The 26,410-nt window shown below is 31.0% G+C and carries 30 protein-coding genes and 1 pseudogene; 8 read left to right on the top strand and 23 right to left on the bottom strand.

The genetic code is table 11. The features are described 5' to 3' along the window. Nucleotides 1-137: 137 nt before the first annotated feature. The 9 genes from GKZ86_RS06180 to GKZ86_RS06140 all read right to left on the bottom strand — a co-directional run bounded on the left by GKZ86_RS06180 (nucleotide 138) and on the right by GKZ86_RS06140 (nucleotide 7,141). Nucleotides 138-713: a DUF4833 domain-containing protein gene (locus GKZ86_RS06180; protein ID WP_154782228.1), complete on the bottom strand. Its 576-nt coding sequence runs from the start codon at nucleotides 711-713 to the stop codon at nucleotides 138-140. A 231-nt stretch (nucleotides 714-944) separates the two neighbouring features. Beyond that, nucleotides 945-1,376 (bottom strand): GtrA family protein, encoded by a 432-nt coding sequence (locus GKZ86_RS06175; protein ID WP_154782227.1) that lies wholly within the window; start codon nucleotides 1,374-1,376, stop codon nucleotides 945-947. Between the two features lies 1 nt (nucleotide 1,377). After that, the gene (locus tag GKZ86_RS06170; RefSeq protein ID WP_228526542.1) at nucleotides 1,378-2,067 is read right to left on the bottom strand and encodes a CDP-alcohol phosphatidyltransferase family protein; all 690 of its coding nucleotides are present in this window, start codon (nucleotides 2,065-2,067) and stop codon (nucleotides 1,378-1,380) included. A gap of 151 nt (nucleotides 2,068-2,218) precedes the next feature. Beyond that, nucleotides 2,219-3,025 carry a phytanoyl-CoA dioxygenase family protein gene (locus GKZ86_RS06165; protein ID WP_154782226.1) on the bottom strand — a complete coding sequence of 269 codons (807 nt, stop codon included), beginning with the start codon at nucleotides 3,023-3,025 and terminating at the stop codon, nucleotides 2,219-2,221. A 228-nt stretch (nucleotides 3,026-3,253) separates the two neighbouring features. Next, the gene (locus GKZ86_RS06160; RefSeq protein ID WP_154782225.1) at nucleotides 3,254-4,042 is read right to left on the bottom strand and encodes an SDR family oxidoreductase; all 789 of its coding nucleotides are present in this window, start codon (nucleotides 4,040-4,042) and stop codon (nucleotides 3,254-3,256) included. A 118-nt stretch (nucleotides 4,043-4,160) separates the two neighbouring features. Then, nucleotides 4,161-4,721 (bottom strand): hypothetical protein, encoded by a 561-nt coding sequence (locus GKZ86_RS06155; RefSeq protein ID WP_154782224.1) that lies wholly within the window; start codon nucleotides 4,719-4,721, stop codon nucleotides 4,161-4,163. A 135-nt stretch (nucleotides 4,722-4,856) separates the two neighbouring features. Continuing rightward, on the bottom strand, nucleotides 4,857-5,999 hold the full coding sequence (locus GKZ86_RS06150) for a hypothetical protein (RefSeq protein WP_154782223.1): 1,143 nt from the start codon (nucleotides 5,997-5,999) through the stop codon (nucleotides 4,857-4,859). Between the two features lie 103 nt (nucleotides 6,000-6,102). Further along, nucleotides 6,103-6,363, bottom strand: a complete 261-nt coding sequence (locus tag GKZ86_RS06145; RefSeq protein WP_154782222.1) for a hypothetical protein — start codon at nucleotides 6,361-6,363, stop codon at nucleotides 6,103-6,105. A gap of 103 nt (nucleotides 6,364-6,466) precedes the next feature. Then, the gene (locus GKZ86_RS06140; protein ID WP_154782221.1) at nucleotides 6,467-7,141 is read right to left on the bottom strand and encodes a hypothetical protein; all 675 of its coding nucleotides are present in this window, start codon (nucleotides 7,139-7,141) and stop codon (nucleotides 6,467-6,469) included. Between the two features lie 353 nt (nucleotides 7,142-7,494). Here GKZ86_RS06140 and GKZ86_RS06135 point away from each other — a divergent pair, with 353 nt between their 5' ends. Beyond that, nucleotides 7,495-8,259 carry a response regulator transcription factor gene (locus GKZ86_RS06135; protein ID WP_154782220.1) on the top strand — a complete coding sequence of 255 codons (765 nt, stop codon included), beginning with the start codon at nucleotides 7,495-7,497 and terminating at the stop codon, nucleotides 8,257-8,259. A gap of 44 nt (nucleotides 8,260-8,303) precedes the next feature. Here GKZ86_RS06135 and GKZ86_RS06130 read toward each other — a convergent pair whose 3' ends face one another. Continuing rightward, nucleotides 8,304-9,050 (bottom strand): ThiF family adenylyltransferase, encoded by a 747-nt coding sequence (locus GKZ86_RS06130; protein WP_154782219.1) that lies wholly within the window; start codon nucleotides 9,048-9,050, stop codon nucleotides 8,304-8,306. A 301-nt stretch (nucleotides 9,051-9,351) separates the two neighbouring features. On the opposite strand from GKZ86_RS06130, the gene GKZ86_RS06125 reads away from it, so the two are divergent. Further along, nucleotides 9,352-9,759 carry a helix-turn-helix transcriptional regulator gene (locus GKZ86_RS06125; RefSeq protein WP_154782218.1) on the top strand — a complete coding sequence of 136 codons (408 nt, stop codon included), beginning with the start codon at nucleotides 9,352-9,354 and terminating at the stop codon, nucleotides 9,757-9,759. A gap of 134 nt (nucleotides 9,760-9,893) precedes the next feature. Here GKZ86_RS06125 and GKZ86_RS06120 read toward each other — a convergent pair whose 3' ends face one another. Both GKZ86_RS06120 and GKZ86_RS06115 read right to left on the bottom strand, forming a co-directional pair. After that, nucleotides 9,894-10,994: an RloB family protein gene (locus GKZ86_RS06120; RefSeq protein WP_154782217.1), complete on the bottom strand. Its 1,101-nt coding sequence runs from the start codon at nucleotides 10,992-10,994 to the stop codon at nucleotides 9,894-9,896. Nucleotides 10,995-10,997: 3 nt separating this feature from the next. After that, complete coding sequence (locus tag GKZ86_RS06115) at nucleotides 10,998-12,245, bottom strand: ATP/GTP-binding protein (protein WP_154782216.1); 1,248 nt, start codon at nucleotides 12,243-12,245, stop codon at nucleotides 10,998-11,000. 409 nt (nucleotides 12,246-12,654) lie between these two features. On the opposite strand from GKZ86_RS06115, the gene GKZ86_RS06110 reads away from it, so the two are divergent. After that, nucleotides 12,655-14,076 (top strand): toll/interleukin-1 receptor domain-containing protein, encoded by a 1,422-nt coding sequence (locus GKZ86_RS06110; protein ID WP_154782215.1) that lies wholly within the window; start codon nucleotides 12,655-12,657, stop codon nucleotides 14,074-14,076. Between the two features lie 367 nt (nucleotides 14,077-14,443). On the opposite strand, the gene GKZ86_RS06105 is transcribed toward GKZ86_RS06110, so the two are convergent. The 4 genes from GKZ86_RS06105 to GKZ86_RS06090 form a co-directional block, all read right to left on the bottom strand. Next, complete coding sequence (locus GKZ86_RS06105; RefSeq protein WP_154782214.1) at nucleotides 14,444-15,439, bottom strand: GTP pyrophosphokinase family protein; 996 nt, start codon at nucleotides 15,437-15,439, stop codon at nucleotides 14,444-14,446. A 225-nt stretch (nucleotides 15,440-15,664) separates the two neighbouring features. After that, the gene (locus GKZ86_RS06100) at nucleotides 15,665-16,168 is read right to left on the bottom strand and encodes a hypothetical protein (RefSeq protein ID WP_154782213.1); all 504 of its coding nucleotides are present in this window, start codon (nucleotides 16,166-16,168) and stop codon (nucleotides 15,665-15,667) included. A gap of 173 nt (nucleotides 16,169-16,341) precedes the next feature. After that, on the bottom strand, nucleotides 16,342-16,995 hold the full coding sequence (locus GKZ86_RS06095) for a hypothetical protein (RefSeq protein WP_154782212.1): 654 nt from the start codon (nucleotides 16,993-16,995) through the stop codon (nucleotides 16,342-16,344). Nucleotides 16,996-17,013: 18 nt separating this feature from the next. Then, on the bottom strand, nucleotides 17,014-17,577 hold the full coding sequence (locus tag GKZ86_RS06090; protein ID WP_154782211.1) for a hypothetical protein: 564 nt from the start codon (nucleotides 17,575-17,577) through the stop codon (nucleotides 17,014-17,016). A gap of 384 nt (nucleotides 17,578-17,961) precedes the next feature. On the opposite strand from GKZ86_RS06090, the gene GKZ86_RS06085 reads away from it, so the two are divergent. The 3 genes from GKZ86_RS06085 to GKZ86_RS06075 all read left to right on the top strand — a co-directional run bounded on the left by GKZ86_RS06085 (nucleotide 17,962) and on the right by GKZ86_RS06075 (nucleotide 20,565). Beyond that, nucleotides 17,962-19,296, top strand: a complete 1,335-nt coding sequence (locus GKZ86_RS06085; RefSeq protein ID WP_154782210.1) for an amidohydrolase family protein — start codon at nucleotides 17,962-17,964, stop codon at nucleotides 19,294-19,296. Nucleotides 19,297-19,378: 82 nt separating this feature from the next. After that, entirely contained in the window at nucleotides 19,379-20,074 is a 696-nt protein-coding gene (locus GKZ86_RS06080) for a pseudouridine synthase (protein ID WP_154782209.1), read from the top strand. Nucleotides 20,075-20,094: 20 nt separating this feature from the next. Beyond that, nucleotides 20,095-20,565: a hypothetical protein gene (locus tag GKZ86_RS06075; RefSeq protein WP_154782208.1), complete on the top strand. Its 471-nt coding sequence runs from the start codon at nucleotides 20,095-20,097 to the stop codon at nucleotides 20,563-20,565. A gap of 150 nt (nucleotides 20,566-20,715) precedes the next feature. Here GKZ86_RS06075 and GKZ86_RS06070 read toward each other — a convergent pair whose 3' ends face one another. The 3 genes from GKZ86_RS06070 to GKZ86_RS06060 form a co-directional block, all read right to left on the bottom strand. Further along, the gene (locus GKZ86_RS06070) at nucleotides 20,716-21,354 is read right to left on the bottom strand and encodes an MEDS domain-containing protein (RefSeq protein WP_154782207.1); all 639 of its coding nucleotides are present in this window, start codon (nucleotides 21,352-21,354) and stop codon (nucleotides 20,716-20,718) included. Between the two features lie 103 nt (nucleotides 21,355-21,457). Then, complete coding sequence (locus GKZ86_RS06065) at nucleotides 21,458-22,156, bottom strand: DUF1826 domain-containing protein (RefSeq protein WP_154782206.1); 699 nt, start codon at nucleotides 22,154-22,156, stop codon at nucleotides 21,458-21,460. A gap of 9 nt (nucleotides 22,157-22,165) precedes the next feature. After that, the gene (locus tag GKZ86_RS06060; protein WP_154782205.1) at nucleotides 22,166-22,531 is read right to left on the bottom strand and encodes a helix-turn-helix domain-containing protein; all 366 of its coding nucleotides are present in this window, start codon (nucleotides 22,529-22,531) and stop codon (nucleotides 22,166-22,168) included. Between the two features lie 134 nt (nucleotides 22,532-22,665). On the opposite strand from GKZ86_RS06060, the pseudogene GKZ86_RS06055 reads away from it, so the two are divergent. Then, nucleotides 22,666-23,447 (top strand): annotated as a pseudogene (locus tag GKZ86_RS06055) (SDR family oxidoreductase). A gap of 22 nt (nucleotides 23,448-23,469) precedes the next feature. Next, nucleotides 23,470-23,793: a nuclear transport factor 2 family protein gene (locus GKZ86_RS06050; protein ID WP_154782204.1), complete on the top strand. Its 324-nt coding sequence runs from the start codon at nucleotides 23,470-23,472 to the stop codon at nucleotides 23,791-23,793. Nucleotides 23,794-23,870: 77 nt separating this feature from the next. On the opposite strand, the gene GKZ86_RS06045 is transcribed toward GKZ86_RS06050, so the two are convergent. The 4 genes from GKZ86_RS06045 to GKZ86_RS06035 all read right to left on the bottom strand — a co-directional run bounded on the left by GKZ86_RS06045 (nucleotide 23,871) and on the right by GKZ86_RS06035 (nucleotide 26,308). After that, nucleotides 23,871-24,248 carry a DUF4440 domain-containing protein gene (locus tag GKZ86_RS06045; protein WP_154782203.1) on the bottom strand — a complete coding sequence of 126 codons (378 nt, stop codon included), beginning with the start codon at nucleotides 24,246-24,248 and terminating at the stop codon, nucleotides 23,871-23,873. A 44-nt stretch (nucleotides 24,249-24,292) separates the two neighbouring features. Continuing rightward, nucleotides 24,293-24,805: a PRC-barrel domain-containing protein gene (locus GKZ86_RS06040; RefSeq protein ID WP_154782202.1), complete on the bottom strand. Its 513-nt coding sequence runs from the start codon at nucleotides 24,803-24,805 to the stop codon at nucleotides 24,293-24,295. Nucleotides 24,806-25,013: 208 nt separating this feature from the next. Beyond that, nucleotides 25,014-25,169, bottom strand: coding sequence for a hypothetical protein (locus GKZ86_RS25225; RefSeq protein ID WP_194632454.1), 156 nt, complete (start codon nucleotides 25,167-25,169; stop codon nucleotides 25,014-25,016). A 188-nt stretch (nucleotides 25,170-25,357) separates the two neighbouring features. Continuing rightward, on the bottom strand, nucleotides 25,358-26,308 hold the full coding sequence (locus GKZ86_RS06035; protein ID WP_154782201.1) for an aldo/keto reductase: 951 nt from the start codon (nucleotides 26,306-26,308) through the stop codon (nucleotides 25,358-25,360). Nucleotides 26,309-26,410: the final 102 nt, after the last annotated feature.

The following is a 26,410-nucleotide window of genomic DNA, read 5'->3' as shown; positions in this document are numbered from 1 at the left end:
ACTTTGCGGCCACAGATTGCAAATCTGCGCTATCGTTGCGGAAATCATTGTGTCAAATGGAAAATTGTAAAATTACGAATAACTTTTATTTTAATATTTAGAAAAGAATCGACACACCTGGAACTTTCTAATTTTTATTATAACAACATTCTTTCCGTAATAGTTTTATTTGAGGAAGCATCAATTCCGGTAACTTCGACATACTTTACATTTGGTAACCAAAAAGAACCTCCTTCAATACGAACGAATATTTTTTCTACCTGAATTTTTTTCTGATTTACACTTACAAAAACATGATATTTTTGATCTGAATCAATCTTCTTCAAGGTTAAGGATAAATTTTTATATGATACAAATTGAAGCTCAAACTCCTCATTATTTACCGTTTTACTTTCTATTCCGTATGCAAATTTGCGTTGTATATAACTAAAATCTTTTTTTTCTCCTTTCTCAGCATATCGAATCCAATACGCTTTTATTGGATTGCTTATGTTTATTTTTCCGTTTTCCTGATAATTTACAGCATAAATAGCAGTGTTTATATTTGGATCCCGCTGAATGTAAAATACCATATTATCGATGTTTTTGGGCGTTGGAAAATGTAATGGTGATGGATTTTTGGATTGTGCCGACACCTTTCCAGAAATTATATGTACTAAGATCGTTATAACGATTAGTGATTTTGTAAAATTTTTAAATGATAGTTTGTTCATAAACAACATATTTATATAACCCGTTGGGCATAATTATTTTAACACATAGAAACATAGATAAGTGATGCTTAAAAAAGGCGTTTCACTTGTTTAAAACAAACATAGCTATGTGTAAAGAAACTAGTTTCTTTTTTTATATTCTTTTTACACATCTAAAACCTATGTTTCTATGTGTTTATTGTTTTTTTGACCCGAGTGAAGCGAACAGACGAAGTAATTTCACCTAACGGATTAATTTGATTCGGTTACATTTTGTTTTTTGCTAGTCTTAAAAACCCAATATTTAATCAGCGGATAATTAAATCCATAAGAAACAAAACTATCTGTGATTAATCTTCCGATTTTATAATCGATTTGAAATACTTTTTGCAAAATAAGCGTACCAAATGATTTTAAGGAAATGCTTCCCAATACGACCAACGCAAATTTAAAAAGCTGTTTATTGATGGGACTGCTATAACCGGATTGATTTTTAAAGACCCAAAATCTATTGATGCTGAAATTGATAACTGCTCCAACGGTTCCGGAGATTAGAATAGAAAAGGTAAAATGCAACTTAAATACTTCTGTTAATAGGATCATTAAGCCATAATCAGTAATGCCGCCTAAAAATGCCGCAACTTGTGCTTGTAGAAAAGTCAAAATAGATTTTTTCCTGAACATATTAATCTTGGTTTTTATCTCTTAAATCACCCAACTCCAAAAGTTTGAAGCTATCAATGGTATTGATTATAAATAAAACAATAGTGATTAAACCAGCCAAATATGCAATTGATCCATGAAACAAAACTTCTATAATTAAAATTAATGCAATAATAAATCGCAGTTCTGTTGGACCAACAAAGCCTGAATCTATACTGTATTCATTTGTAATTTTGTAGCGTAACTGGCTAATGATAATAGACCAGCCATACAATGCGACAAAAGCAAAGGCTACTATTTGTGTGCCATTTTTAGCATAAATGTAGTAGCCAAAGCCTATAAGTACAATACCAATCCAGTCGGCAATAATATCGAGTGCAAAACCATACCAACGACGCGGAATATTTCTATAATAAGCCAATCTTCCATCTAAAGAATCGCCTAACCAATTTATAGCCAAACCGATAATACCCAAAAGCAAATACCAATTTGTTAAATATGTACCTAAAACAAAAGCTAAAAAAACCAATCCAGAACCAAGTACACCAATTAAAGTGAGTACATTTGGCGAAATAAATTTAGGCACTTTTGAAAGCAAAAATACAATCGTTAACTCTTCTGCTCTTTTTAAAATATTAGTTCGCTTACGGTCTGAAAATGTTCTTTCTACAATTGAACTATAATCTTCAACCTGTGTTTCTTTTCCCATCATTAGCCCAATATTTGTAAGCCTGATACTATAGCCAATTCTAGTTTTGCAATTTTTAGTTTTATTTTTCTTTGGGTATTTTTAAAAAAATCTGTGGTACTCTTTAGTTTACCTGATCTAACCAGATAACTAAATGCGATAATAATCAGCATAATTATTTTACAATGCCCGCAAAACGTTGATAGAAAACCGTTGGACTGTTTTCATTTTTAGGAGCATATTTTCCTGCTATAATTGGAATATAAATAACCCTTCTTCTACTCTCTTCGCCACGAATAGATGATTCTGCAACTCTGTGCCATAAACGACCATCGTGAATAGTTAAATCTCCAGCTTCCGGAGTGATAGAAACTTCCTGTGAATCGGGTTTATTATCCAAAAAATACTTTTTACGGAAAAGCATTTGATAAATACTTTGCTTGTGAGTACCCGGAATGATTTTAAGCCCGCCGTTTTCAGGTTTTAAAGTGCTTAAGTGAATACCTACATTTAGCATTGGGTTTAATTTTGCACCATAAAAAATATCTCTCAAACCATCTGTATGCCAGCCCATTTTAGTAAACTTACTTTCTGGCCCATTGATATAATGATTGAAAACCATTCCATCTTTTTCCTCAGTTCCTAATCTTGCGCCATCGCCTGCCAATGGCAATAAACCATTAAATCTAGGATCAAGTAAAAGACCGCTTAAGGTTTGATGATGTTGATTGATAAAAGCAAAACGTTGTACAATAGCAGCGCCATCTAAATCTTTTCCATATTTTATTGGAACACCGTTTACTTTTTGAAGATCGTTTTCAATCCAATTTTGCTCCACTTGTTTCGAGGCATCAATAATTGATGAAACCGTTTCCGGATTTATAAATTTTTTGAAATGGATGAAGCCATGTTCGTTAAAAAAGTTTATTTGCTCATTAGTTAATTGCTCAGTAAGGGTAAAGGTTTTATAAGAAGATACCATGATAATATAGATTTAATAAATGAAATAATATAGTTTGTAATTTTATCTAAAACAGAATAACAACAACAGCAACAACACATTAGTGTATTGGCGTGCATTCGGTTTTCAGATAAATTAACCATATTTTTTCTTTTATTTAACATACTCTATAGAATTAGTAGAATTTAATACAAACATAATATAAATTTTTCTTTTGCAAAGAATATTTTTTTATTTTTTTTGAAAAAATTAAATTTTATAAATCCCAGCTGCCGTTTTTTCTATAAATGCCTTTGGTAATATACGGTTGGCATAAACCGAAATGATATTTGTAAAACCCGGAATAACCTCTGATTTTTTGTTGAACATGGCTTTTACTGCAATTTTGGCAACTTCATCAGGCTGCATATTAAACTTTTCAGCCATTTTGCTAAAAGCGTCTAAACCAGCTCTTGCAGCAAAACCAGTATCTACCGGACCCGGACTAAAACAAGTTACTGAAATTGAAGTTTGGGCAAGTTCGAAACGCAAAGCACGGGTAAACGATAAAACAAAAGCCTTTGTAGCCGAATAAACAGCCAGCGTAGGTACAGCTTGATATGCAGCAGTACTCGATATATTTAAAATGTAGGCTTGTTTTTCTTGTGAAAGTATGGGTACTAATAAATGCGAAAGTTCTACAACTACATTCATGTTAAGCTGCATCATGCCAAGCTGATCGGTTAGAGAAGATTCACTAAAGTTGCCCCAAACACCATAACCAGCATTGTTAACCAGAACCCCAACCGGATAGTTATTCATTTTTATCCAATTGATTACTTTTTGCGATGCAGCATTTATCGAAAGATCAATCGATAAAATAGCAGTATTGATGCCGTATTTACTTTGAAGATCATCAGATAGTGCTTTTAATTCTTCTTCATTTCTTGCAACAAGCAATAGCGAATAACCCTGTTTAGCCAATTCATAAGCAATAGATTTTCCAATGCCTTTGCTGGCGCCAGTTATTAAGGCATACGGTTTTGGTTTTTGGCTCATTATTATTAATTTAATGATCAAATATAAAGATTAATTGTAAACCGTTGGGTGTGCAACTTTCATAATGGTTGCCTTCTGCCCTTCCCTATCCTATAGAATTTATTGCACTCGGGATATTTTATTGTGTTACAAAATCAATCTGATTCGTTTTATTGATTTTCTCAACGCCCCTTTCTCGCATTAGTTCTACTGCATCGAGCATTTTGGTTAAATGAATATAAGGCGTCGTGAGGTCAGATTCAGGATCTCCGGCATGGGGAGACAATGAAAGCTCCAGGATTTGGCATAGAAATAATTCAAATTCTTCAAGCTTTTTTTCATCAAATGCTTTTTGAAATACAATAAAAGGATTATCGTATTCTTCTTTCGTTAGCGAAGAAAGATGAAAAACCGTTTCACAGCGCAAAGACGCTTTCACTTTCCATTTTTTGCTTTTATATTTCAGACAATAACAAACTTTAAGAAAAGAGCTGAAAGCAGTATACAAAATAAAAACATCAGAAGGATTGTCTTGTTTACAGACTTTTCTTTTATAACTATAAATTACCGCTTCAGTTAAACTCTGTTTATAGTAATCAAGATGTGCAAAGTCAAAAAAGGCATTAATTGCCTTAAATGGATTTCCTGTCACAAAGCTTGCCCAAAAGCCAGTGTCGAAGGATATTTTATTCTTTTTCATACTACGAAGATTTAAAATTCTCCAGCGAAATTGCGTTCTTTCAAAAGGATAATCTATTCAAAATGCGGATATAATACCGATTTCCAAGAGAACTCTTCGGAAAACGTTTTTTTTTAAATCTTAAAAAGAATAGATTTAAAATAATTCGCGATGAAAATTTTCATAATAAATCTCAATCAATAAATCGGCACCATTTGCAGATGCCAAATCGATTAATCCTATTTCGCAAAGTGCATCAATTCTGCACATTTGATCTCTGGTCGATCTAAGTTTTCCGATGTATTTATCAAAAATAGCGATGTTTTCGATTGCATTTTTTACAATTTTAATCAATTGTCTAAAATCATCCGAAGATAATTTACCATCTTTTAGATAATTTTCTAATCTGCCACCTTCTCTGTAATGAGGATAATTTTCTAAACCCATAAAGGTTAACATCCACATTTTATTATAATTCCATGTAGTTTTAATAATACCAATGTAATCGGCTATTAAATCATCGTGCAAATTATCGGTGGCTTGTCCGTATTTTTTAAGCGTATACAAATGCGTAAATTCATGTTCTTTTCGAATAGAAACTGAATATGAATTCCATAAATCCTCTGTTAATCCTAATTGGCTTGCCCTTACATTGCTGTAAGGTTTTGTGCTTAAAATGATCATTTTATCTTTATATAAAGATTTATTGGGCATTACATTATCTAAAAATTCTGTGTTCCAATCTCCTGATGGATTATTTTGCAACCAGTTTTTTTTGATCGTATTTAATCGTTTCGAATTGTTAAGACCATTCAATAATACGGCTCCCATTGATGAAGGAATGGTTACCGGATTATTTTTATAAACTAAACATTGTACTATTTTTGCAAAATCTTCTTTGTGAGGTATGATTAAAACCGGGATTTTGCCTGCGATGCTTTCATGAACTTCAAATCTGATATTTTTTGAATCTTCTAATTTTTGATAATGCTTTAATTTTATATCATTCGTTTTTCCTTTTAAAACAACATCGATATAGCGTTCTATTTTATCACTTTCTTTTTCAATCAAAAAATTCAATGGTGAGTAACATTCTTTTAATAGACCAAAAATGTCTTTTCTGCCGGAAAAATTAAATAACGTTTCTTTCCAAAATTGAATTCCCTCATCTTCGACAATACTAGATACCTCATAGTCATCATTTAACGAGAATTTGTTAAACAAATAAGCTTTAAGTTCATAAGATAAATCAATTGATACAACTTGATCAATTCGTTCGAGTGTAAGTGTATTATTCATTATTATTACGAAATTTGACGTTGGCCCTATTTATATATGTTTCGCAAAGAATTATACAAACTTTCATAGTCTGTAATAACAGAGTTACATGAATTTGCCCTGTTTAATTTGCTTTTTTTTTTTCGTTTAATTCCTGATCAGTATGCTTTAGCTGTATCGGAATATTGATGTATAAATATTCCGGATCAGACTGATCTGTTACTTTAATTTTTTTTACGTTTGGCAAACTTCTCCCAAAAAATTTTTCTAATGTTTCTTCGGGATTAGTAATTAATGATTCCTTAAAATCATCGTTTTCCCAGGCTTCTGTAATTATCTTAAAAAACACATCCTGGCCTTTTTTTTGTTCTTCTGTTAAAATCATTTTATTTATTCTTAAAATTCAACTTTTACTTCGCACTTATCAAAGATTATTAATCTATACCGTATTTGCAGAGAATTCATTAATTATCATACATCATAATATTTTAAGCTGTTAGTACAGAGTATTTAAACTCCTTATTTTGAAATGTTTTATTAGGCATTTTATCAATATTATCAGATGTTATCAAAAATTTATTATCAGCATAAAACTTTTTCAAACCATCATAACTCATTGCTATCGGTATCGTTTCAGAACCCAGATAATTAATAGAATTTCCTATAACTTCGGCTTGTATACCAAGCAAATTCATAATTCTTAACAGTTTGCTATCACACTCTGCAAAAGCAATTCCTTTTTTTTGCTCGCATAAAGGAGCAATTGCACACACCATTAGTCTTCTAAATAGTGTTTTATCTTTTATGTTTCTTTTCGTCGCAAATCGTCCAATGTGCCAAACAGAGGATAAATTTTCTGAAAGATTTAAAACATTTAAAGGATTAATATCAAAAATTTTCTGAAGCGGAAGCTTCGTCTCATAATCCCATTTAATTACTCTGATCGATCCTTGAATATTTCCTGAGAAATCTTTGGCAACAAAAATTTCCGAATCTTTAAAATAATTCAATTCTTCATTATAAACTTCTTCTGTATCTGTGTCAATTTTTTCGGTACTTACATTCTCGCAATGATGATTAAAGTTTTCTTCTACTACAAACTTTGCTAATTCTGTTAATTGATCTAATTCTAATCTTTGAAGGTAATTCTGGTTAATAGTCATGAGAGTCCATTTGCTTTTGGTTACCATCAAAACTAATTGTAGAAAACTGCACTATTACTACACTAAATAGTAGTATTAAGCCATCTGCAAAAAATTATATTGCAGCATAATATTGTCTTTAAAATATAATTATGAAGAGATAAAATGATGTGATAAAGAAGAATTGACCAACCAGCTTTTAGTAAATATTGACTTTATTTATTTTAAAAGAAAACGCTATAGTTAATGTAACCCACAAAGCGTCTAAAAACTAATAATCAATAAGTTATAATAAAATATTTTTTTTCAAAGATCTGTGTGATTATTGTCACACATAACAAGAAAAAAAATTAAATTTGATCAAAATTATCCAAATGAAAGAACAGGATTTAAACTCCTTTTTTGATTCCAGAAATACCATTTATGGTATGACAGATGAAGAAAGGTCTAAAATATTTGATTATTTAGAACCTATTAAGGCATTTGCAAGAGCAACATACACAAGTCTTTATGTTATAGATTATTTAGTACAAGGATTTGAGTTTGTTTCTGACAACCCATTATTTTTATGCGGCAACACGGCAGAAGAAGTCCTTGAAATGGGCTATTCATTTTATTTTAAACATGTTCCTGAAGCCGATTTAGAATTATTATTAAAAATTAATATGGTTGGATTTGATTTTTATGAAAAAACAGCCTTAGAAGATCGCACTCTTTATACCATATCTTATGATTTTCATTTAAGAAATCAGGAAGGAAAATTAATTTTAATCAATCAAAAACTTACTCCTGTTTTTTTGACCTCAAGTGGAAAAATATGGAAAGCAATATGCATTATTTCATTATCATCTGAACGTAAGGCGGGTAATATCAAAATACACAGAAACGGAGAAAACACAGTTCTAAAGTATAATCTTGAACTGAATCATTGGGAAGATTCTAAAAAAATTACTTTATCTAAAAGAGACAAAGAAATTTTACAATTTTCTACCAGGGGTTTTACTATAAATGAAATTGCCAAAGCGCTATTTATTTCGCCCGATACGGTAAAATTTCACAGAAGAAAACTTTTTGAAAAATTAGAAGTAACGAATATTTCAGAAGCAATTGCTTTTGTAACCAGCAATAAATTAATCTAAAAAAGTAATCTGTTTAGATTACCATTTTAGATTTCATGTTTTTTTTATCTGATTGTCGTTAAATAAAACTCCGGAAATACTTTTATACGCTTATTGGTGCAAATATCAAACGCAATATTACTGCATAGTCCGGCCACTAACCAGGAAGCAATAGAAAGTTGCGGAGGCGAAATATTTTTGTTTTCATTTATATATTCACCCAGAATTTTTTCGAGCCAGTCCTGCGGATTTTCCCAATATCTCATATATTCTAAAACATAATCGACGACATTAATTTCGCTAAATTTTTGGTCCGGTTTTCTTAAAACATCCAATCCTTCATCATCTGAAATGACCAATACCAATGCTCCCCATCCTAAATTATACGGATGCAAAACCGGTATCTTTTTTTTCTGGCAAATAGAGTCAAACAAAAGCGGAACGTCTGAAGTAAAATCTAAAGCGTTTATGGCAATTTTATGATCTTTTATATAATCTTCGGCATTTTCGGGTGTTAAAAAACAATTATGAATTGTAATTTTCGCTTCACTATTAATCGCAAGTAATCTTTCTTTAAGAGCTTCTACCTTAGGTTTTGAAATATCTTTTTCGGTATAATTTTGTCTGTTTAAATTTGATAATTCAACAACATCGCCATCTATTATGGTCATGGTTTCGAAACCCAGTCTTAATAAACATTCGGCAATAACACTGCCTATACCCGCGCCGCCTAATAATACGGGAGTATTTTTTATTAATTCTTGTTCTTCAGGACTAATATAAAGTCTGTTTCTTATATGTCGTTGATTCATGTCTAAATTTTACAAATAATTATAATTTATCTTTGAAAGATAGCACAAAAGTAATAATATGATATTTGAAAATTGATTTTATTCCGGTTGATAAATTGAATTAATTATAACAATATCAAAACAGAAATTTTTTAAAATTCGCAAGCGAAATTCTATTTTTTCAAAAGGATAATTTATTCGGAATGCGGATATAATATCTGACAAAATTGATGTTTTATGGGATATTTTTTTATCTTTGAAACTCAGGATTTTTAAGCCAAATGGCTTTATCTTTGAGCCTTCAGTAAAATTGATATTCATTATGGAACAGAAAATACATCAGGGAAGAAACGTAAAACGCTTCAGAGAAATGCTTGGCATAAAACAAGAAGCATTAGCTTTTGATCTGGGAAATGACTGGAACCAAAAGAAAATTTCTATGCTGGAGCAAAAAGATGTAATTGAAAATGATATATTGGATCAAATCTCACATGCATTAAAAATTCCTGTGGAAGCTTTTCAGAATTTTGATGAGGAACAAGCAGTGAATATTATTTCTAATACTTTTGGAGAACACGCTTTCAGTAATTCTTTTAATTACGGAACAATTAATATTCATCCAATTGAAAAATTGATTTCACTTCATGAAGAAAAAATTGCTCTTTATGAAAGAATGTTGAAAGAGAAAGATGAAATGATGGTTAGGCTTGAGAAATTGATTAATAAATAATTGTTTATGAGAATTATTTTTTTTATCTGATCGAGATTATCAGTGCGAAGTCACGAAACATCCGCACATTTTTGCATAAAAACTCTTAGGTGAATGGGGGATTTTTTCAAATATGAGAAAAAAATCAAAATACGCTAATAAGGTAATTCTGTAATCAAATATTGATTTTCAATTTTTTTAATAGCAATAAAAGTTGCATTAAAACCTTGTATGCTATTTAAATCTATCTGAAATGAAAAATTATCATCAATTAAGCTTCGCTGACCAAATGCTTGAATATTACCACTACTATTAATAAAACATATATCTTCAATATTTAAAAATTGTCTTTCATTTGCACTATTTATTACTTCAATTTCCAAAATAGAGTTTTGAATTTGAAATGAAAATGAAAAACTACCAACTCTTTGAATTTCCTCAAATTCAAACCAAGTATAATCAACATCAGGTAATTGTAATAATTTAAAAACTATTCTATGAGTTGTTGTGTATGGGTTTAAATTATAGACTGGTAAATGATTTCCTCTGTAACTGTTTTTTAATTTCACAGCTCTTTCAATTGCTTGATTTACATTCGGAAAATATTGCGAAAAGAGAAATTCTTTTTTAGGCATTTCGTACAATAAGTAACCCTGATCAACTATTCTCCCACAGACACAATTTCTACCTTGACAATCTAAAGCATGAGTATTTTGTCCACAAAAATGATATTCTTTTTTATCATCAGGAAGATTTGTACGACACATTGATTTTTGAAAAACAGTTGGATTACTTTCAAAATGTAATAAAATCCAATATTCAAATGATATGCTGTTAAATGCTATATTTACATTTTTATTATTAATTCTATTTTGCGCTAATTCAACTGCTTCTTGATGTGAAGCATGTCCATCTTTATCATATACTGCCCATACTTCATCATATACTGAATCTACTAGTCCCAATTGAGCCTTTCTGACATAATAAGTTGGTTGTGACAAGTATCTATCTTCGACCATTAAATCTGGAAATTGAATAGCTGTATGTTTTAGAACCCGAGTTCTTCCACCTTCTCTAAGCTTTGTTTTTTTTTCTATTTCCGCCTTTTCTTTGTCATCTTTAGGAATTGGATCTAATTTTATATAGATGTCTGCATCTTTACTAATAATAATATCTCTGAATTCTTTAAAATAGTCGGGTTCTGTCCTAGCCCCTTCACAAATAATTAGTATCGTTTTTCTAAAATGTTGTGACATAATTTATTCAAATAAGGATTCAATTGACTTTATTTGAGGTAAACCACCAAATTTTCCCGCTAAATACCATCTTTCTAACGGTACATCTTCTTTTAGCTCTTCAAAGTCCTGTAATGAATATAAATCAGTACTACCTTTCTCATTTTTTTCTGCTATCCAAATTTGGTCCTGACGAATTAAATCTTTATCCAAAAGGGAGACATCATGAGTAGTAAAGATCAATTGAGCATTTTTTGGATTAGTCGTATTTGATTGAAATAACATAACAATCATTTTCGTTAAATAAGGATGTAAACTAGTATCTAATTCATCAACAATTATTACACCTCCCTTATCTAAAACTTTAAGAACTTCGGCACCAATAAAATATAAAGATTGAGTACCTACAGATTCTTCTTTTATAGGTAAATTATATTCTTCTATAATTCTATCATTATCATAAACATCATGATTTCCAAAAACCGAGTAATTAACCTTTCTTGAATTTCCTAAGTTTCTTTCCTGATCTTTTACAATTAAAATATTATTGACTTTTGTATCCGCTCCTTTAATTAACTTTGATAATTTTTCTTTAATAATTTCATTATTATACAGATAGTCAATCAATTCTGTTTCTGTAAGTTGTCTATGCATTTTATTGGTTGCATTTATAACACTATAGGTTCTAAAATACAAAAATACTTGGGTCAACAATTCATGTGGTTCATCATCACCGAATTTTGATAACAACAATTGGTTTTCAAAAAGATTATATTCCTTATTATTGTATAAATCTCCTAATGTTCCTTTTTGAAAATGAGTTTCTGGATCAAATGGTTTCCTAGAAAAAAGATTTATTTTTTCTCCCTCAGGAAAGAAATATAGATCTTCCTCTAATATTATATTATTATAAATAATTACTCTATATTCATATTTTAAATTATTAGGACCTTTGAACCTTAATTCGATTTCTGTTGGCTTATTACTAGAATTTTTATCAAATAAAAACGGCTCATATATCCTAATTTTTTGGTCAATTACAGGTTTATTTAAAATTAAATATGTTAATTCAAATAATACCCTAATAATGTTTGACTTACCCGAAGCATTAGCACCGTATATTATTGCTGTCTTAAGTAACTTAAAGCTTTCTTTTTCATTTTCTATTTCCCATACATTAAATAACTTAGAAGAAGAATCATTTGCTTCCATAGAGAAAACTGTTTCTTCTTTATATGATCGGTAGTTTTTAACTTTCAATTGAAGTATCATAACTGCAAACTTTTTTATTTTGGCGTAAATTTAGGGAATATTATTTGTATTTTTTTTTCAAAGTTTAAATAGTGTTTTAAGTTTATTTACAACAAAAATTACCCTAGACATATATTCAATTTGACTGATTATTATTATCTGCACTTAATTTATTACCCGATCGCCGGATTTGTAATCCGTACCTGCAAAATATATCTTAAAAGATTTAAAAAAGAAAATCCAGTTTTTATTAATATTAGGAAAGAGAACGGAAAGAATTTCCGCGCTATCGTTACGCATATCCGAGCGATCGGGATTTTTGTAGCATGAAATTTTATTTTAACAAACATAATTAAAGTTATTGAAGCGTTGATAAATTTATTAATTTTAAATTTTCATAAAAATTAACAAATAAAAACTTAATTAACAAATGCCGAAAATTTTCATTTCATACAGTTGGTCAAGTTCCGATCACGAACAATGGGTTCTCAATCTAGCAGAACGTCTAGTTTCTGATGGTATAGAGGTAGTTTTAGATAAATGGGATTTAAAACCAGGAAACGACAAATATAAATTTATGGAATCCATGGTTGGATCTCCAGAAATTGAGAAAGTGCTATTGATACTTGACAAAAAATATGCAGAAAGAGCAAATGGAAGATCGGGCGGAGTTGGTACAGAGACGCAAATTATTAGTCCTCAAATTTATAACAACACTTCACAGGAAAAATTTATACCCATAATTGCTGAAAGAGATTCGAACAATAGCGAACATGTACCCGTTTTTTTAAAAGGAACTGTTTATATTGACCTTTCATCGCTTGATCATTACGAAAGCAATTACGAGCAACTATTGAGGAACATTTTTAAAAGACCTTCTTATACAAGACCTAAGTTGGGCAAAGCACCAAGCTACTTGTTTGAAAATATTGAAACTACAATAAGAACTTCATCCATTATACGAACTTTTTCAGTGCAAATAGACAAAGATCCAAAGCGATTAAATGGAATAATTAAAGACTTTCTAGATGAATTTTATAGTGATCTACAAAACTACAGGTTAGAACCAACAAGTAATGAATTTCTAGTTTTCGGAAAAGAAATATTAGATAACATTAACTCATACACACCTTTGCGAAATGATTTTATAGAATTCATCAATAAGTTATTAAAAACTGATCTTGATTTTGATCTTGATATTATAATAAGTTTTTTAGAAAAATTGCCTCTATATTTACACCACGAAGAATCAAATCACAGATATTCTTCGGATAATTTTAAGTTTATAATACATGAACTATTCCTTTACTTAATTGCTGTTGGATTAAAAAATGAAAGATATGACTTTATTGATGGTATAATGAAATCTACTTATTTTGTAGAAAATCGCTATGAAAGTAAACTTCAAGCATTAGGTATTGAGGTATTCTACAATTATATAATGTCAATTGAACAATATTATAATGAAACCTATTCTGGTAATTTCGTTAGTCCAATGGCAGACTTAATGATTAAGAGAATTCCTGAAAAATATACCAAAGAAAATTTAATTGATGCAGATTTAATTTGTCATTACATTGCTGTTATTTGTATGGGGGAATGGTTTCCAATTACTTATCATTATAAAGATCGATGGAAAAGTTTTCCCTTCTTTGATAAATTTTTATCAAGGAAGCATTTTAACAAAGTTAAAATGTTGTTCGGTGTAGAAAACGAGGAAGAATTAAAACTAAAACTTATAGAATTAAAAAAAACAACAGATTCACAGCCACTTCGACATAGTAAGACATTTGATAAAATAATTCCAATTTTTGACCGTATAAACATCGAGGAAATAGGCACGGTTAACTAACCCTGCTCCGCAAAGTATATCTCACAAGCGTTGCGCAAATGTCTCTGACTTTGCGCCAATTTGCAAAATATGTAATTTAAAACGTATAAGTCATAAAGTCTCTGGCTTTAAAACTAAATTTCTTAGCTGTAATTTTCAAAAAAGAAATCAAAACAATATTAAGAATAACTATAAAAAGTCGGGAGACTTTTATAAACTTTAATAATTTATAAGTGTAAAAAAACTACGCAAAGTCAGAGACATTTGCGCAGTTTTTCAGCTGAACTGATAACTAAGAAACTAATTATTAGTAGTCTATCTTTCAGTTGAGAATATATTGAGTAATTTATAAACCATTTTTATATATAATCTTTTAATGCTAAATTCTTTATCTTCTTGACATATTAAGCTCTGACCATTTTTCAGGATCTCTTTTATCTAGCATTTCCCTTATCAAGCCTACATGGGAAAGAAAAACTCCTCTCGTAGCTCTTTCCATATCTTCCCTATCTTCATCATTATATGAATCACTATTTACAAACTCTTCATCTGATTCTAACGCAATCATTAGATAATCATTTATGAGTTTTTCCAACTCCTCGCTTGTATTAATATTAAATACTCGTAAATCTTCAATTAATTCTGAATAATTTTCGAAATAAGCTTTATTGTCTGGCGGAAGTTTTTCATTAAGTATTGATTCTAAGATATCAACATTTAAGGTTTGATTTATCGCAGTTGATAAGTTAAAAGATAAAAGATTTTTATATTTTTCACGCTGATCTAATAATCTATCCAATTCTAAATCGACGGTTTCAAGTAATGCGGAAACCCTTCCAATTGATCGAAATAACTCTCTAGGAATATTTTCTTCTTGCTTATATTGGAGTTGTTTAGGTGCTTCTGCCCAAGTATGTTGTGATAATGTTCTTACTTGAATTTCTGCTACAAACCCTCCTAAATCTTTAAATGTAGGTACGTTAATCCAAGTTTCTGGAATTTTAACAACAAAATGTTCTGAAGCATAACCAAATTGATTATCTAATAATTTTTCTGAAGTATTGTATCTTTTTATTTTGGTTAGATTATCTTCGATTAGTTTACATACATTTTCTACGTCTTTATTAAAAAGTAAAATTATTCTCAGCCCGACAATGTCTTGCAACTCCGTAATTGAACTTTTTATATTAAATCTTTTACTTTCAACCTTATTTACAATTGAATCCCAGGATTTGGTTCTATTTTGAATTGGAAAACCTAAAGGTATATTCTCTAATTCCAATAGTTCTTCAACCTGTATTATAATTGAATCTTTTAATCTATCAAATTTAGGTTTTAATGATTTATATTCAATTTCCAAACTGTTAAGGTCTAATTTTGCCATAGAATATATTGATAATTTTTTCTGATTTTTGAAGTTGGTTTTCGTTTAAAAATGTAAATTAAAGAACTAGCGGAATTTGTTTTTAAATACAAATGACTAAAATAGTTTTTTTATTTTAAATTCAGGATTTTTAATCTAGAGTATTTTATTATAAGAAAAATAAGAATATAGAATCATATATTTGAGCAGCTTTTCAGTTGAACACTTCGGAGAATTAAGGGTAAGCTAATTTGCATTAAATCTTCTAGATAGTTTGATTTCTATTAACTCTTGGCTTTCTAAAATATTTAGGATTTTAAATGATTCTACAATCATTTTGTCATATCTCAAAATATCAATCATAGTTTCTTTTTCAACATTATAAATTGCAATTTTAAAATAATCTTTTGGATGTTGAGTAACCTTTCTTGACGGCGGTTCTTTACAGTTTGATTCTTGACCAAAAACAAAAGCATTTTTTCGGTAAAATGTCCAATCAACTAATTCACATAAACTTTTATGTTTTGGTGACTTATAAACAAAAGCTGTTAGAGTATCTTTCTTAAAATACAAACTGTCAATGTTATTGAATTCCCATGATGTATTTGAAGGTAAAGAAAACTTACCATTTTTCATTTTCACTTGACTACTTCTAATTATTTTTTGGATTGTAGATTTTGTCGGTGCGTTCTGAGCCAATAAACAAATCGGAATTAAAAAAATGATGTATATTAATCTATATTTATTCATTTTAGTTTTCTTTTACAAGAATATTTTTTTGTTGATTTCGTGATAACTTACCATGTTTTCGACTAAATTAAGCCTATTATTGGGATTTGTCAAATCTTGTGCTCACGAACGGGATTATCTTTAAATTTAGCATTAAAGCTCCAATTTCTTAAAACTGTTGTTGTATAACGTTTTTACTTTCCTCCTAACCAAACTTCCCCTTTTTTAAAAATATAAGATTCTCGATTTTCTCCTAACCATTCAAACTTTTTCACTCGATGTTCTTTCTTCATCATTTTTTTAAATCGACGTCTGGATTCAAAATAGTCACTTTCAAAAATATACATTTCTTTGTCTCCAACTTCATCATCATAATAAACATCTTCATCTAAAAATAACTTCCAATCAATTAATTCCATTTCTGACTGCATTTCTTTACCGTATCGGTCATTTTTAAAAACTATAATTTCTTCCGATGCTGTAAAAGTATTTTTGTAATAATCTATATCATCTCCGATTGCACAAACAACTTGAGATTTAGAAAATCTAGGCTCAAATAGCCAAATTTTTAAATAAAATGGCTTGCCAGTTTTTTTTAGCAATTCTTCCCAATACGAATATATTTCTAATAGTGAAGATAAGATCAGTTTTTTTGTTTTTCCTTTTGGTTCAGGAATAATACTGTTCGTTATTGAAAGATTACAAAAAGGGCTCACATAAATTTTGATGTAGTCTCGGTGGTTTTCATTTTCTAGATAAGGATTTAAATTATATGACAAACTATCAATTTTCCATTTTTCAATTTGTCTATGAATTCTATTATGCCCTCGTATTTTTTTTATTCTCATCGTTTTTAGTCGCTAGCACTACTTTTTTATTTTTTTAATTCGATTCCATTTACCGTTTTTAAATTGATAAATTGGAAGTGGATAAGTCTTTGTACAACTAAATGCAAAACTATAATCAAGAACTGCTTTTTGATACGTTTTATCAAAAACTGGTTTATTAAAATTGATTATCCCTTTTGGACACATTTTTAAATTTTTTTCAACATTGCCGTTACCAATAGTATCTCCAAACTTAGGAATATCTTTAAGGTTAATAATTTTGACATTATTTTTTTCTAATGCATCTATATTCAATGTGAAATTTTTCGAAAGACTTACCAAAGTATCGAGATCAATATTGTTTTTACTTTTTAATTCATTTTTCAAGAAATTACGAATATCATAACTTGGATTTTCATAACTACTCATTTCAATCAAAGATTGTTTTGGAATTTCTAACAAACAATTACAATTGTTTTCTTTTAATGTTTCAAAAATTATTTCATTTGCTTTTAGGTTATAAAGCTCTTTAGGTTCTAATTTATTTTTAACACAACTATTTAATGTCAAAATAATCAATAGTATCAAATGAATCTGTCTCATTTTTTATTGTTTTTCGTTTAAAATTACTGGCAACTTATTTATATATATGACAAACAAAATGACCCAAATTGAGGTAAATATATATGAATAAAAAAGAAAAGCATATAAATAAATACCTCATAAAAGAGATTTCAATCGAAATCTCCGTGTCGCAAAGTATATCTTAACAGAATTAAAAAAGAAAATCCAGTTTTATTAATATTAGAAACGGAAAAGAATTTTCGCGCTATCGTTGCACATATCCGAGTGATCAGGTTATTTTAGCTTTGTTCGGATTTCTGAGACATTCTCACAGTTTTCCATAAGAACTCCTCACTGAAAACCAACAATTTAACACAATATTTACTATATTAGTAGTTTAATAATTTAATACTCATTATAAATATGTACTTTATAAAACGAAAATTATTGACAATTGCAATTTTACTGAGTTCATTTTATATAATGGCTCAAAAAACAATCCTTATCAACAATGTTCAAATTTTTAATGGTAAAGATGAAAAAACAATTAATGGAAATATTTTAATTGTTAATAATCTGATTAGCAAAATTTCTACATCACCAATCTCAACTGATAAAAGTGGAAACACTACCATAATTGATGGCAAAGGAAAATTTTTGATGCCAGGCCTTATTGATGCCCACACACATATCATGATGGAATCGATGAATATCACAGAACTAATGAACAGTGATATAGAATACATTACTGCAAATGCTATTAAATCTGCAGAGAAAGACCTTATGCAGGGCTTTACAACTTTCAGAGATCTTGCTGGTCCTGCAGGTGGTTTGCAAAAAGCGATAGACAGAGGTTTAATTATTGGTCCACGTATTTATCCTTCAGGTGCCATGATTTCCCAAACCGGTGGTCATGGTGACTTTCTTCTGCCTAATGCTGTCCCAAAAGATATCGCAGCAAGCCTTGATTTTACCGAACGTAATAATTTTGGTGTAATAGCTGATGGTCCAGATCAGGTATTGAAACGTGTACGGGAGCAGCTTCGCCTTGGTGCCACACAAATAAAACTAGCGGCTGGTGGTGGTGTTTCTTCAACTTATGATCCTTTAGATGTATCTCAATTTACAGAAGCAGAAATGAAAGCCGCTGTTGATGCAGCAGAAAATTGGGGTACGTATGTTACTGTTCACGCTTATACACCAAGAGCAATACAAACTGCATTGCGTGCAGGAGTACTTTGTATAGATCATGCTCAACTTATTGATGATACAACAGCAAAAATGTTAGCCGATAAAAAGGCATGGTTAAGCCTGCAGCCTTTTATAGATGAAGGTAAAAGTTTATATGCTGATGGTTCTCCAAATCGTATCAAGCAACAAACTATGATGAGCGGTACTGATAAAGCATATAATTTTGCAAAAAAATATAACATTAAAACTGCATTTGGAACTGATTGTCTGTTTGAACCTGAGCATTCGGTAAAAAGAGCAGGAGATCTTGTAAAGTTATTGCGTTGGTACAAGCCTTATGAAATATTAAAAATGGCTACTTCTACAAATGCAGAATTACTTACTATGAGCGGTCCACGTAATCCATATCCAAACAAATTGGGTGTTATAGAAGAAGGTGCTTATGCCGACATTATATTAGTAGACGGAAATCCTATTGCAAATTTGAGTATACTTGAAGACTACGACAAAACATTATTGTTGATTATAAAAGATGGAATAATTTATAAAAACATACTTGATAAATAGTTAGAGATCTAAAATAAGAAACGTATCAAAATAAAAAAGTAATAAAAGAGATTTCAATCGAAATCTCTTTTACTTTTGCCCAATGTTAGAAATTCTTTACCAAGACGAATATATTATCGCAATTAATAAACCAAGTGGCTTGTTGGTTCACAAATCATTTTATGCGCGCGATGCAAAAGTGTATGCCATTCAGGAATTGAGAAATCAAATAGGGCAACACGTTTATCCTATTCATCGCTTAGATCGTAAAACTTCTGGCGTTTTGTTATTTGCTTTGGATACAGGCGTTTTAAAAATTATGAATGATCGTTTTGCCACGCGCGAAGTCGAAAAAAAATATTTAGCCATTTTACGTGGCTGGTCTCCAGATGAACTAACGATTGATTATGATTTAACGAATGATGATAACATTACACAAAATGCAATAACCTACTTTCATCGTTTGCAAAATGCCGAAGTTGAATTAGAATTTAATAATAAACCAACGTCACGATATTGTTTGGTAGAAGCGATTCCTGAAACCGGACGTATGCATCAATTACGAAAACATTTTAAACATATTTTTCATCCCATTTTAGGAAGTCGCCCGCATGGTTGCAACAAACAAAATAAATTATGGCTGGAGAATTTTGACCTCAAAGGAATGATGCTTCATGCACATCAGTTAATTTTTAATCATCCAATACACAATCAACAACTAGTCCTGAATGCAAAGGTTAATGAAGAGTTTAGCAAAGTAGGCACTATTCTTAATCTCGATTTGAGTAAGTATCAATAAAATTTATTTAACAAGTTAATATGAAGGCAATTATAAAGATTTTAGCAATTTCATTTTTATCTATATTATTAAATAGCTGTTCTAATGAAATAAATACAATAGAATTATCTGGAACCTGGAAATCTCAGGATGGTGCATCAATCTCCTTAAATGAAGATGGAACTTTTACAGGAAAGAAAATTAACTTTTTTTATATATCCGATGACGATCTTTTTAAAAATCGAACAATTGATATTTCTGGTAAATGGCATATCGGTAAAAGCGGTAATCAGAAAGTAAAAACGGTTCAATTAATTAGCAATACAAGATATAAAGATTTTGGGATCGATAAAACATATATAGACAAAAATGGTGTGCAGCAAAGCTATACAATCAATTGCAGCTTTGAAGTTTCAGGTTCAGGATTACTGAGCAATAAACCTCCCTATTATCTATCAGTAAATATTGGCGATCCGGACGATTTCAATATGTATAAATTTGAAAAACTATGATTTAACATTATGTGGTTTGTTATCTCTTACAATACCTAAATTCTGCTCTTTTTTCAAAATTTTTCGAAATCTTCCGATAGTTGACATTCCGTACAGCTTTCAAAAAAAACTCTTCTAAAGATAGGACTAGCGAGAAATAAAGATAATCTATTAGGATTTTAGCGTGCTGGATCGAAAATTTGAAAGATTTGAAATAAATTCCAAAGGCTCTACATAATGTTCGTTTTTGCTGATTTTTCCGTTCTTGATTACGTAAGGATGTGTAAGCAATATATCGGTAAGTGTACTTTGACTAAAACTACTGATATCGTACATACAAATCAATGAACAAGAATGTTTTGGAGTTAGCAGATTCAGTCTGGCTTCATACTCTAAAAGTTCATCGGTTCCAGGCAGGTTCTTCAGAGCCCATACCATATCTCCGCAAGCTCTGACACTTTCATAACCAGCTCTTGAAGCCGATAATAAAGTTTTTTCGAGCATATCATACATTTTGTCTGCAGCAAACTCACCGCCTTTGATATAGGTGTTTTCTGAAGCGAGTACTTCCAATTGACCGCTCGACAGTTTTTCAGTAATAGATATTCCATTATCAGCCAGACAACGGCAATGTTCACCGTGACGGTTGCCTTCAAGAATGTTAATGACTTTATCATTCGCATCCAAGCCCTCCATAATATAAGGAAGAATTACCTCATATTGCTGTTCTCTTGAATCGAAAAAACCGCAAATATGCATTGGAGCCGACAATGATTCTCCACATACCGAAAAAGGTGTCTGTTTGTTCATATATCAAAGATAAGAAATTAGTTTTTTTGAACATAGTTACTGCGATCTAAAATTTCAATATAAGTTTCTATGTTTCTACTGCTTCATTATTTCAACAATTTCCCTAGCAAATCAACAACAATCGGTATTCTCCTTCATTTTCTATTGGCGCTCTGTGTATACAAGGCAGCACTTTTTGTTTTGGATGATCTACGGCCAGTCGCCAAAGATTTCCTAATCCTAAATTAACAGGTTCTGCATCCTGATGAATCTTATAATGCAAATCAAAATAATTTTCCTTCAAAAAATCTTCGAATTCTTCCTCTGGTCCATCATGCAGTTCTTTTAGCTTTGCTCGAATTTCCGGAATCAGGATTTTTTGCTCGGCTTGCGAATTAGAAACAATATCACTTGCCGCTCCGTGATAGGTACATAAAAAAGTATCTGTTGCAATAGGCGAACGATCGACATGAAACGAATACACATCTGTCGATATGAAATCAAATTCATCATCACGCTCGTAACACTTCAATAAATTAAGAGCAGGCGAAGCGCCAAAATCAGTTAATAATTGTAGATCATTTAAAATTATTTCTCTTGCTATACTCCCCTTTTCTGATAGTTGGAGCGCGATTAGATCTTCCGGATGAACTTCGGTTATATTTTCTTCTAAAGATAATTGAGCTACAATCTCGTTAAAATCGCCATCTAAATTTCTGTGCCAGCAAAGTGCGTTCATTTCATCTTTGAAATCGGTATTTATAAGTTCAGAGAAAGTCGATACGATGCCTATTTGGCTGTTGTCAGAAAATGTATTGTTCATAGTAAGATATCATTGATTTGATTCTAAACGTTTCAAAATTAGGGTTCGTAAACGTGCCTCATGTTCATCTCCCCAATTTCCAATAGCTGAAATTACCGGAATTAATGTTTTTCCAAATTCGGTCAGGCTATATTCGACTTTTGGAGGTACAACAGGATAAATGACCTTTGAGACTAGTTCATGCTCCTCTAATTCCTTAAGCTGAATGTTTAAAACTCTGCGTGAAGCATCAGGAATTTTTCGCTGTAGTTCACTTGGGCGCTTATGTCCCTGATCGATAAACCAAAGTAAACGAATCTTCCATTTACCATATAAGACTTCACCAATAAGGTCGAGTCCGCAGTTTAAGTTCGGTGTTGTTTTTCTCTCATACATATTGCAAAATTAAACGTATATCCCAATCTGTGCAATAGGGGAAAAATTTATCCCTATATGAATCGTAACTCCGTACTTGTGAGGAATTAACGTACTTCCGAGATTTGTACAAAGAAATTTAAATCGAATATATCATGGATTATCAAAATGAATTATCAGGCAAAATTACCTTAGTAACCGGAGGTACAAAAGGAGCTGGAAGAGCAATTGCGGAAAGATTGCTGCAAGCTGGCGCAACTGTTATTATTACCGCAAGGAACGCTCCCGAAAATGAAAACAGTAATATGCATTTCATCCCTTCCGATTTAAGCAAAGCAGAAGGAACGCAGAAAGTAATTAGCGAAGTGCTGTCGACTTACGAAGGCTGGACATTCTTGTAAACAACCTTGGTTCTTCAGTAACTCCTGCTGGCGGTTTTTCAATGTTAACTGATGAAGACTGGGAATCAACTTTTCAGGCTAATTTGTTCGCTCCTGTCCGACTTGACAGAGGATTTTTACCACAAATGATAGATCAAAAAAGTGGTGTTATTATTCACATTGCTTCTATTCAGGGTAAGCTGCCTCTATTTGATTCTACTTTACCTTATGCAGCTGCAAAAGCAGGATTAATAAATTACAGCAAAAGTTTATCCAATGAAGTTACGCCAAAGGGTATTCGCGTGCTGACTGTTTCGCCAGGATGGATAAATACAACAGCATCGACAGCCTGGCTGGGTGAGATTGCAAGAAATTCAAATATTACTGTAGAAGAAGCGCAACAAAGTGTCATGGATGCACTTGGCGGAATACCTTACGGCCGACCTGCCCAGCCGGAAGAAGTAGCTGAATTAGTTGGTTTTCTTGTTTCACCAAGAGCCAATTATTTAACAGGGACTGAATTTGTAATCGATGGCGGAACCGTACCAACTATTTAATAACATTAAAAAATTAAAAAAAATGAATTTACCGAAAGTAATAACAGATTTGATTAATGCTCAGAACAATTTTGACAGCATTGCATACACCAATTGTTTTTCTGAAAATGCCGAAGTGTTTGACGAAGGCAAAACCCATAACGGAAAATCGAATATCCAGCATTGGATTGAAGAATCAAACCAAAAATACAGATCAGTAATGAAACCTCTTGAATATAAAGAAAATGGTATTTCAAGTGTTTTATCAGCTGAATGTTCAGGTACATTTGACGGAAGTCCAATACTATTAAATTTTCATTTTGATATTGTTGATGGACAAATTGAATCTTTAAAAGTGACAGGATAAAAATTGTTCTGTATGGCTACAAAAAAAACTCTAAATCAATAATTTAGAGTTTTTTTTTTATTTTTTATGTTTAAAATCTATTGCTGAGACAATTCTGCTTCTGTATGTAATGCACAAACCCAATTATCATTTTCTTTAATCCATGTCGAAGTGCAGGCACATTTTGTTGGAGAATTTTGCTTATCATCCGTAATTCCTAATTCTATTATATATCCTATAATCGCCGTATTTTCGGAAATTAACTTTGTTTCTACATCAGAAATATTCAATACTTTGATTTTGTCTCCATCACCGGATTCAAACATCTTTTTAAACTTAGATTCGTCTACACTTTGTACACCATTTTTACTGGCAATTATACAAGGAAACTGAGTAAGGTTTTTTACGGTTTCATATTCATGATTTTCCATTCCCTTCCAGTATTTTTTTTCCAGTTCAATAATTTGCGTTTCCATAATCGTGATTTATTAATTAACAGTAGGAAATCTGATGAACAGTGCTATTTATTATCAAATTCTCTACGGTTGTAAAAGCCGTCATCATCACTATAATAAACCGAGTCTGGATCATTTTCAGGATAATAAGACTTCATTACTTTTCTTTCATATTCCCTGTCAAAATTTTGCACAGTGTTGTATCGGTTTGTATTTCTAAATGTATCGTATCCAATGCTGTTTGCCATGACAATTTTTGTGTCTTTATTTATACTTACAGATCCAATTGGTATAATAATATGGCTGTCTCCTTCCTTATAAATAAATTCTCTGTTGCTATCATTCGCTATAACATCATGCACTTCATGTCGGTTATCCTCTATGAGTTCTTTATCTACTTTTACATCAAGATAAACAACGCGCTGCATATCCTTATTCACCCAAAGATTATCAATTTTACCAATAGTGCGGTTGTCAGCGTCTACTATTTTCCATCCTCTTACATCAGAATAATTTGATGCAATTTTATAATCAGATAACTCGTCGAGTCTATATAAATTTCTGTTTTTATTTTCCATAATTTCTTTTTTTAAGTATTTTTTTTTCAGATTCCTTTGAGATTTAACTGCGTTACAATACAGCTGGTTAATACCAGCCCATTCTGTTTGAGTTAAATTTTCATAAATTCTTTAAGCACTTTTCTTAAGCAAACGCGCAAGAAGTTTTAAAATTTTCCTGAGCAGCTAAAGAAAAATAGTATTCCGTCTGTTTTACAGTTGTTTTGTTCTATTGCGTACTTGTAGTGTTTTCGATTTCTACGCTGTTTCCACTTTCAACCTGATGATCTACAAAATAAATGTAGTATATAATTGCACCGATTACCAATAGTACTGCAATCCAAGGCCATACAGGTTTCTTTTTTTCTATTTTTATCTCTACCATAACTTTATTTTTTTGATTTTTATAATAGTTTTAATACACTATTAAAGATACAAATGACAAGAGACTAAGAAGTATTAAATTTCAGCAGGATGTTACAGAATTTCCAGTAGAGCTGATTTGCGGATAGTTTTATTTTTTGAGTAAAAAAAAAGCCCATTTCTTATGAAACAGGCTTTGTTAGTTATGCTTTAGCTCCATTCCGGGAACTGAGTTCGATTTAAATCAAGTTTTTCGATCGCTTTTATATCTGCATCATCAAGTTTAAAATCAAATATCCTTAGGTTTTCTACAATGTGTGCTTTTTGCGAAGATCTGGGAATAGCAACTATACCACGCTGATAATGCCATCTCAGATTTACCTGAGCAACAGTTTTGTTGTATTTTTTGGCAATTTGAGTAAACACTTCATTTGTAAAAAGTCCGTTGCGGCCTTCTGCAAAAGGTGCCCACGCTTCCATTTGAATATTATGCTGTTTTAATACATTATATGAATTGCCTTGCTGATAATAAGCATGTGTTTCAATTTGGTTTATAGCCGGTTTTACCTGCGCATAAGACAAAAGATCAGCCATTTGGTCTGAATCGAAATTGCTTATACCAATAGCCTTGATTTTTCCTGCTTTGTAAAGTTCTTCCATTGCTTTCCAGGATCCTTTTACATCACCTCTCGGGCGGTGTATAAGGTAGAGATCAAGATATTCAACTCCTAATTTTGCCAATGTCTCTTCAAAACCTTTTTTGGCATTTTCATAACCTGCATCATCAACCCAAAGTTTCGAGGTAATAAAAAGTTCTTTCCTATTGATTCCGCTTTGTTTTATTCCTTTGCCTACAGCTTCTTCATTTCCGTAGATTTTTGCGGTGTCAATAAGGCGATATCCTGTTGATATGGCATCAGCTACAGATTGTTGGCATACTTCTCCCCTAAGACCGTAAGTTCCAAATCCGAGCATTGGCATTTTTAGTCCATTATTCAGCTTAATATTTGGAATTTCTGTACCATCTTTATCCATTATTTCATTTCCGAATAATGTGGGCATTCCAAACATTCCCAAGTAAATTCCGGCTGCTGCGAGTTTTGCGCTTCTTTGTAAAAATTTGCGTCGGTTTATGTCATTTTTTTGATTTTGAGAATTCATGTGGTTAGTGTGTTAGTCAATTTAATTCAGCTAATAAAAGTATATATTATATTTTAATTTCGCTATTGATTATATTACATTTAGAATTACCGAAATTTATTC

The sequence above is a fragment of the Flavobacterium sp. LC2016-13 genome, assembly GCF_009707955.1.
In the GTDB taxonomy this organism is placed as follows: Bacteria; Bacteroidota; Bacteroidia; order Flavobacteriales; family Flavobacteriaceae; genus Flavobacterium.
The sequence above is the reverse complement of the archived record's forward strand: the minus strand, read 5'-3'. Positions and strand labels throughout refer to the sequence as shown.

Coding starts and splice junctions, on each gene's coding strand:
- GKZ86_RS06175 (WP_154782227.1), bottom strand. CDS start 1,376: ATGTTCAGGAAAAAATCTATTTTGACTTTTCTACAAGCACAAGTTGCG.
- GKZ86_RS06180 (WP_154782228.1), bottom strand. CDS start 713: ATGAACAAACTATCATTTAAAAATTTTACAAAATCACTAATCGTTATA.
- GKZ86_RS06125 (WP_154782218.1), top strand. CDS start 9,352: ATGGAACAGAAAATACATCAGGGAAGAAACGTAAAACGCTTCAGAGAA.
- GKZ86_RS25225 (WP_194632454.1), bottom strand. CDS start 25,169: ATGGTAGAGATAAAAATAGAAAAAAAGAAACCTGTATGGCCTTGGATT.
- GKZ86_RS06145 (WP_154782222.1), bottom strand. CDS start 6,363: ATGATTTTAACAGAAGAACAAAAAAAAGGCCAGGATGTGTTTTTTAAG.
- GKZ86_RS06050 (WP_154782204.1), top strand. CDS start 23,470: ATGAATTTACCGAAAGTAATAACAGATTTGATTAATGCTCAGAACAAT.
- GKZ86_RS06170 (WP_228526542.1), bottom strand. CDS start 2,067: ATGATGGGAAAAGAAACACAGGTTGAAGATTATAGTTCAATTGTAGAA.
- GKZ86_RS06140 (WP_154782221.1), bottom strand. CDS start 7,141: ATGACTATTAACCAGAATTACCTTCAAAGATTAGAATTAGATCAATTA.
- GKZ86_RS06090 (WP_154782211.1), bottom strand. CDS start 17,577: ATGAGACAGATTCATTTGATACTATTGATTATTTTGACATTAAATAGT.
- GKZ86_RS06110 (WP_154782215.1), top strand. CDS start 12,655: ATGCCGAAAATTTTCATTTCATACAGTTGGTCAAGTTCCGATCACGAA.
- GKZ86_RS06040 (WP_154782202.1), bottom strand. CDS start 24,805: ATGGAAAATAAAAACAGAAATTTATATAGACTCGACGAGTTATCTGAT.
- GKZ86_RS06035 (WP_154782201.1), bottom strand. CDS start 26,308: ATGAATTCTCAAAATCAAAAAAATGACATAAACCGACGCAAATTTTTA.
- GKZ86_RS06075 (WP_154782208.1), top strand. CDS start 20,095: ATGAAGGCAATTATAAAGATTTTAGCAATTTCATTTTTATCTATATTA.
- GKZ86_RS06070 (WP_154782207.1), bottom strand. CDS start 21,354: ATGAACAAACAGACACCTTTTTCGGTATGTGGAGAATCATTGTCGGCT.
- GKZ86_RS06135 (WP_154782220.1), top strand. CDS start 7,495: ATGAAAGAACAGGATTTAAACTCCTTTTTTGATTCCAGAAATACCATT.
- GKZ86_RS06165 (WP_154782226.1), bottom strand. CDS start 3,025: ATGGTATCTTCTTATAAAACCTTTACCCTTACTGAGCAATTAACTAAT.
- GKZ86_RS06060 (WP_154782205.1), bottom strand. CDS start 22,531: ATGTATGAGAGAAAAACAACACCGAACTTAAACTGCGGACTCGACCTT.
- GKZ86_RS06155 (WP_154782224.1), bottom strand. CDS start 4,721: ATGAAAAAGAATAAAATATCCTTCGACACTGGCTTTTGGGCAAGCTTT.
- GKZ86_RS06130 (WP_154782219.1), bottom strand. CDS start 9,050: ATGAATCAACGACATATAAGAAACAGACTTTATATTAGTCCTGAAGAA.
- GKZ86_RS06085 (WP_154782210.1), top strand. CDS start 17,962: ATGTACTTTATAAAACGAAAATTATTGACAATTGCAATTTTACTGAGT.
- GKZ86_RS06150 (WP_154782223.1), bottom strand. CDS start 5,999: ATGAATAATACACTTACACTCGAACGAATTGATCAAGTTGTATCAATT.
- GKZ86_RS06065 (WP_154782206.1), bottom strand. CDS start 22,156: ATGAACAATACATTTTCTGACAACAGCCAAATAGGCATCGTATCGACT.
- GKZ86_RS06080 (WP_154782209.1), top strand. CDS start 19,379: ATGTTAGAAATTCTTTACCAAGACGAATATATTATCGCAATTAATAAA.
- GKZ86_RS06100 (WP_154782213.1), bottom strand. CDS start 16,168: ATGAATAAATATAGATTAATATACATCATTTTTTTAATTCCGATTTGT.
- GKZ86_RS06115 (WP_154782216.1), bottom strand. CDS start 12,245: ATGATACTTCAATTGAAAGTTAAAAACTACCGATCATATAAAGAAGAA.
- GKZ86_RS06045 (WP_154782203.1), bottom strand. CDS start 24,248: ATGGAAACGCAAATTATTGAACTGGAAAAAAAATACTGGAAGGGAATG.
- GKZ86_RS06095 (WP_154782212.1), bottom strand. CDS start 16,995: ATGAGAATAAAAAAAATACGAGGGCATAATAGAATTCATAGACAAATT.
- GKZ86_RS06120 (WP_154782217.1), bottom strand. CDS start 10,994: ATGTCACAACATTTTAGAAAAACGATACTAATTATTTGTGAAGGGGCT.
- GKZ86_RS06160 (WP_154782225.1), bottom strand. CDS start 4,042: ATGAGCCAAAAACCAAAACCGTATGCCTTAATAACTGGCGCCAGCAAA.
- GKZ86_RS06105 (WP_154782214.1), bottom strand. CDS start 15,439: ATGGCAAAATTAGACCTTAACAGTTTGGAAATTGAATATAAATCATTA.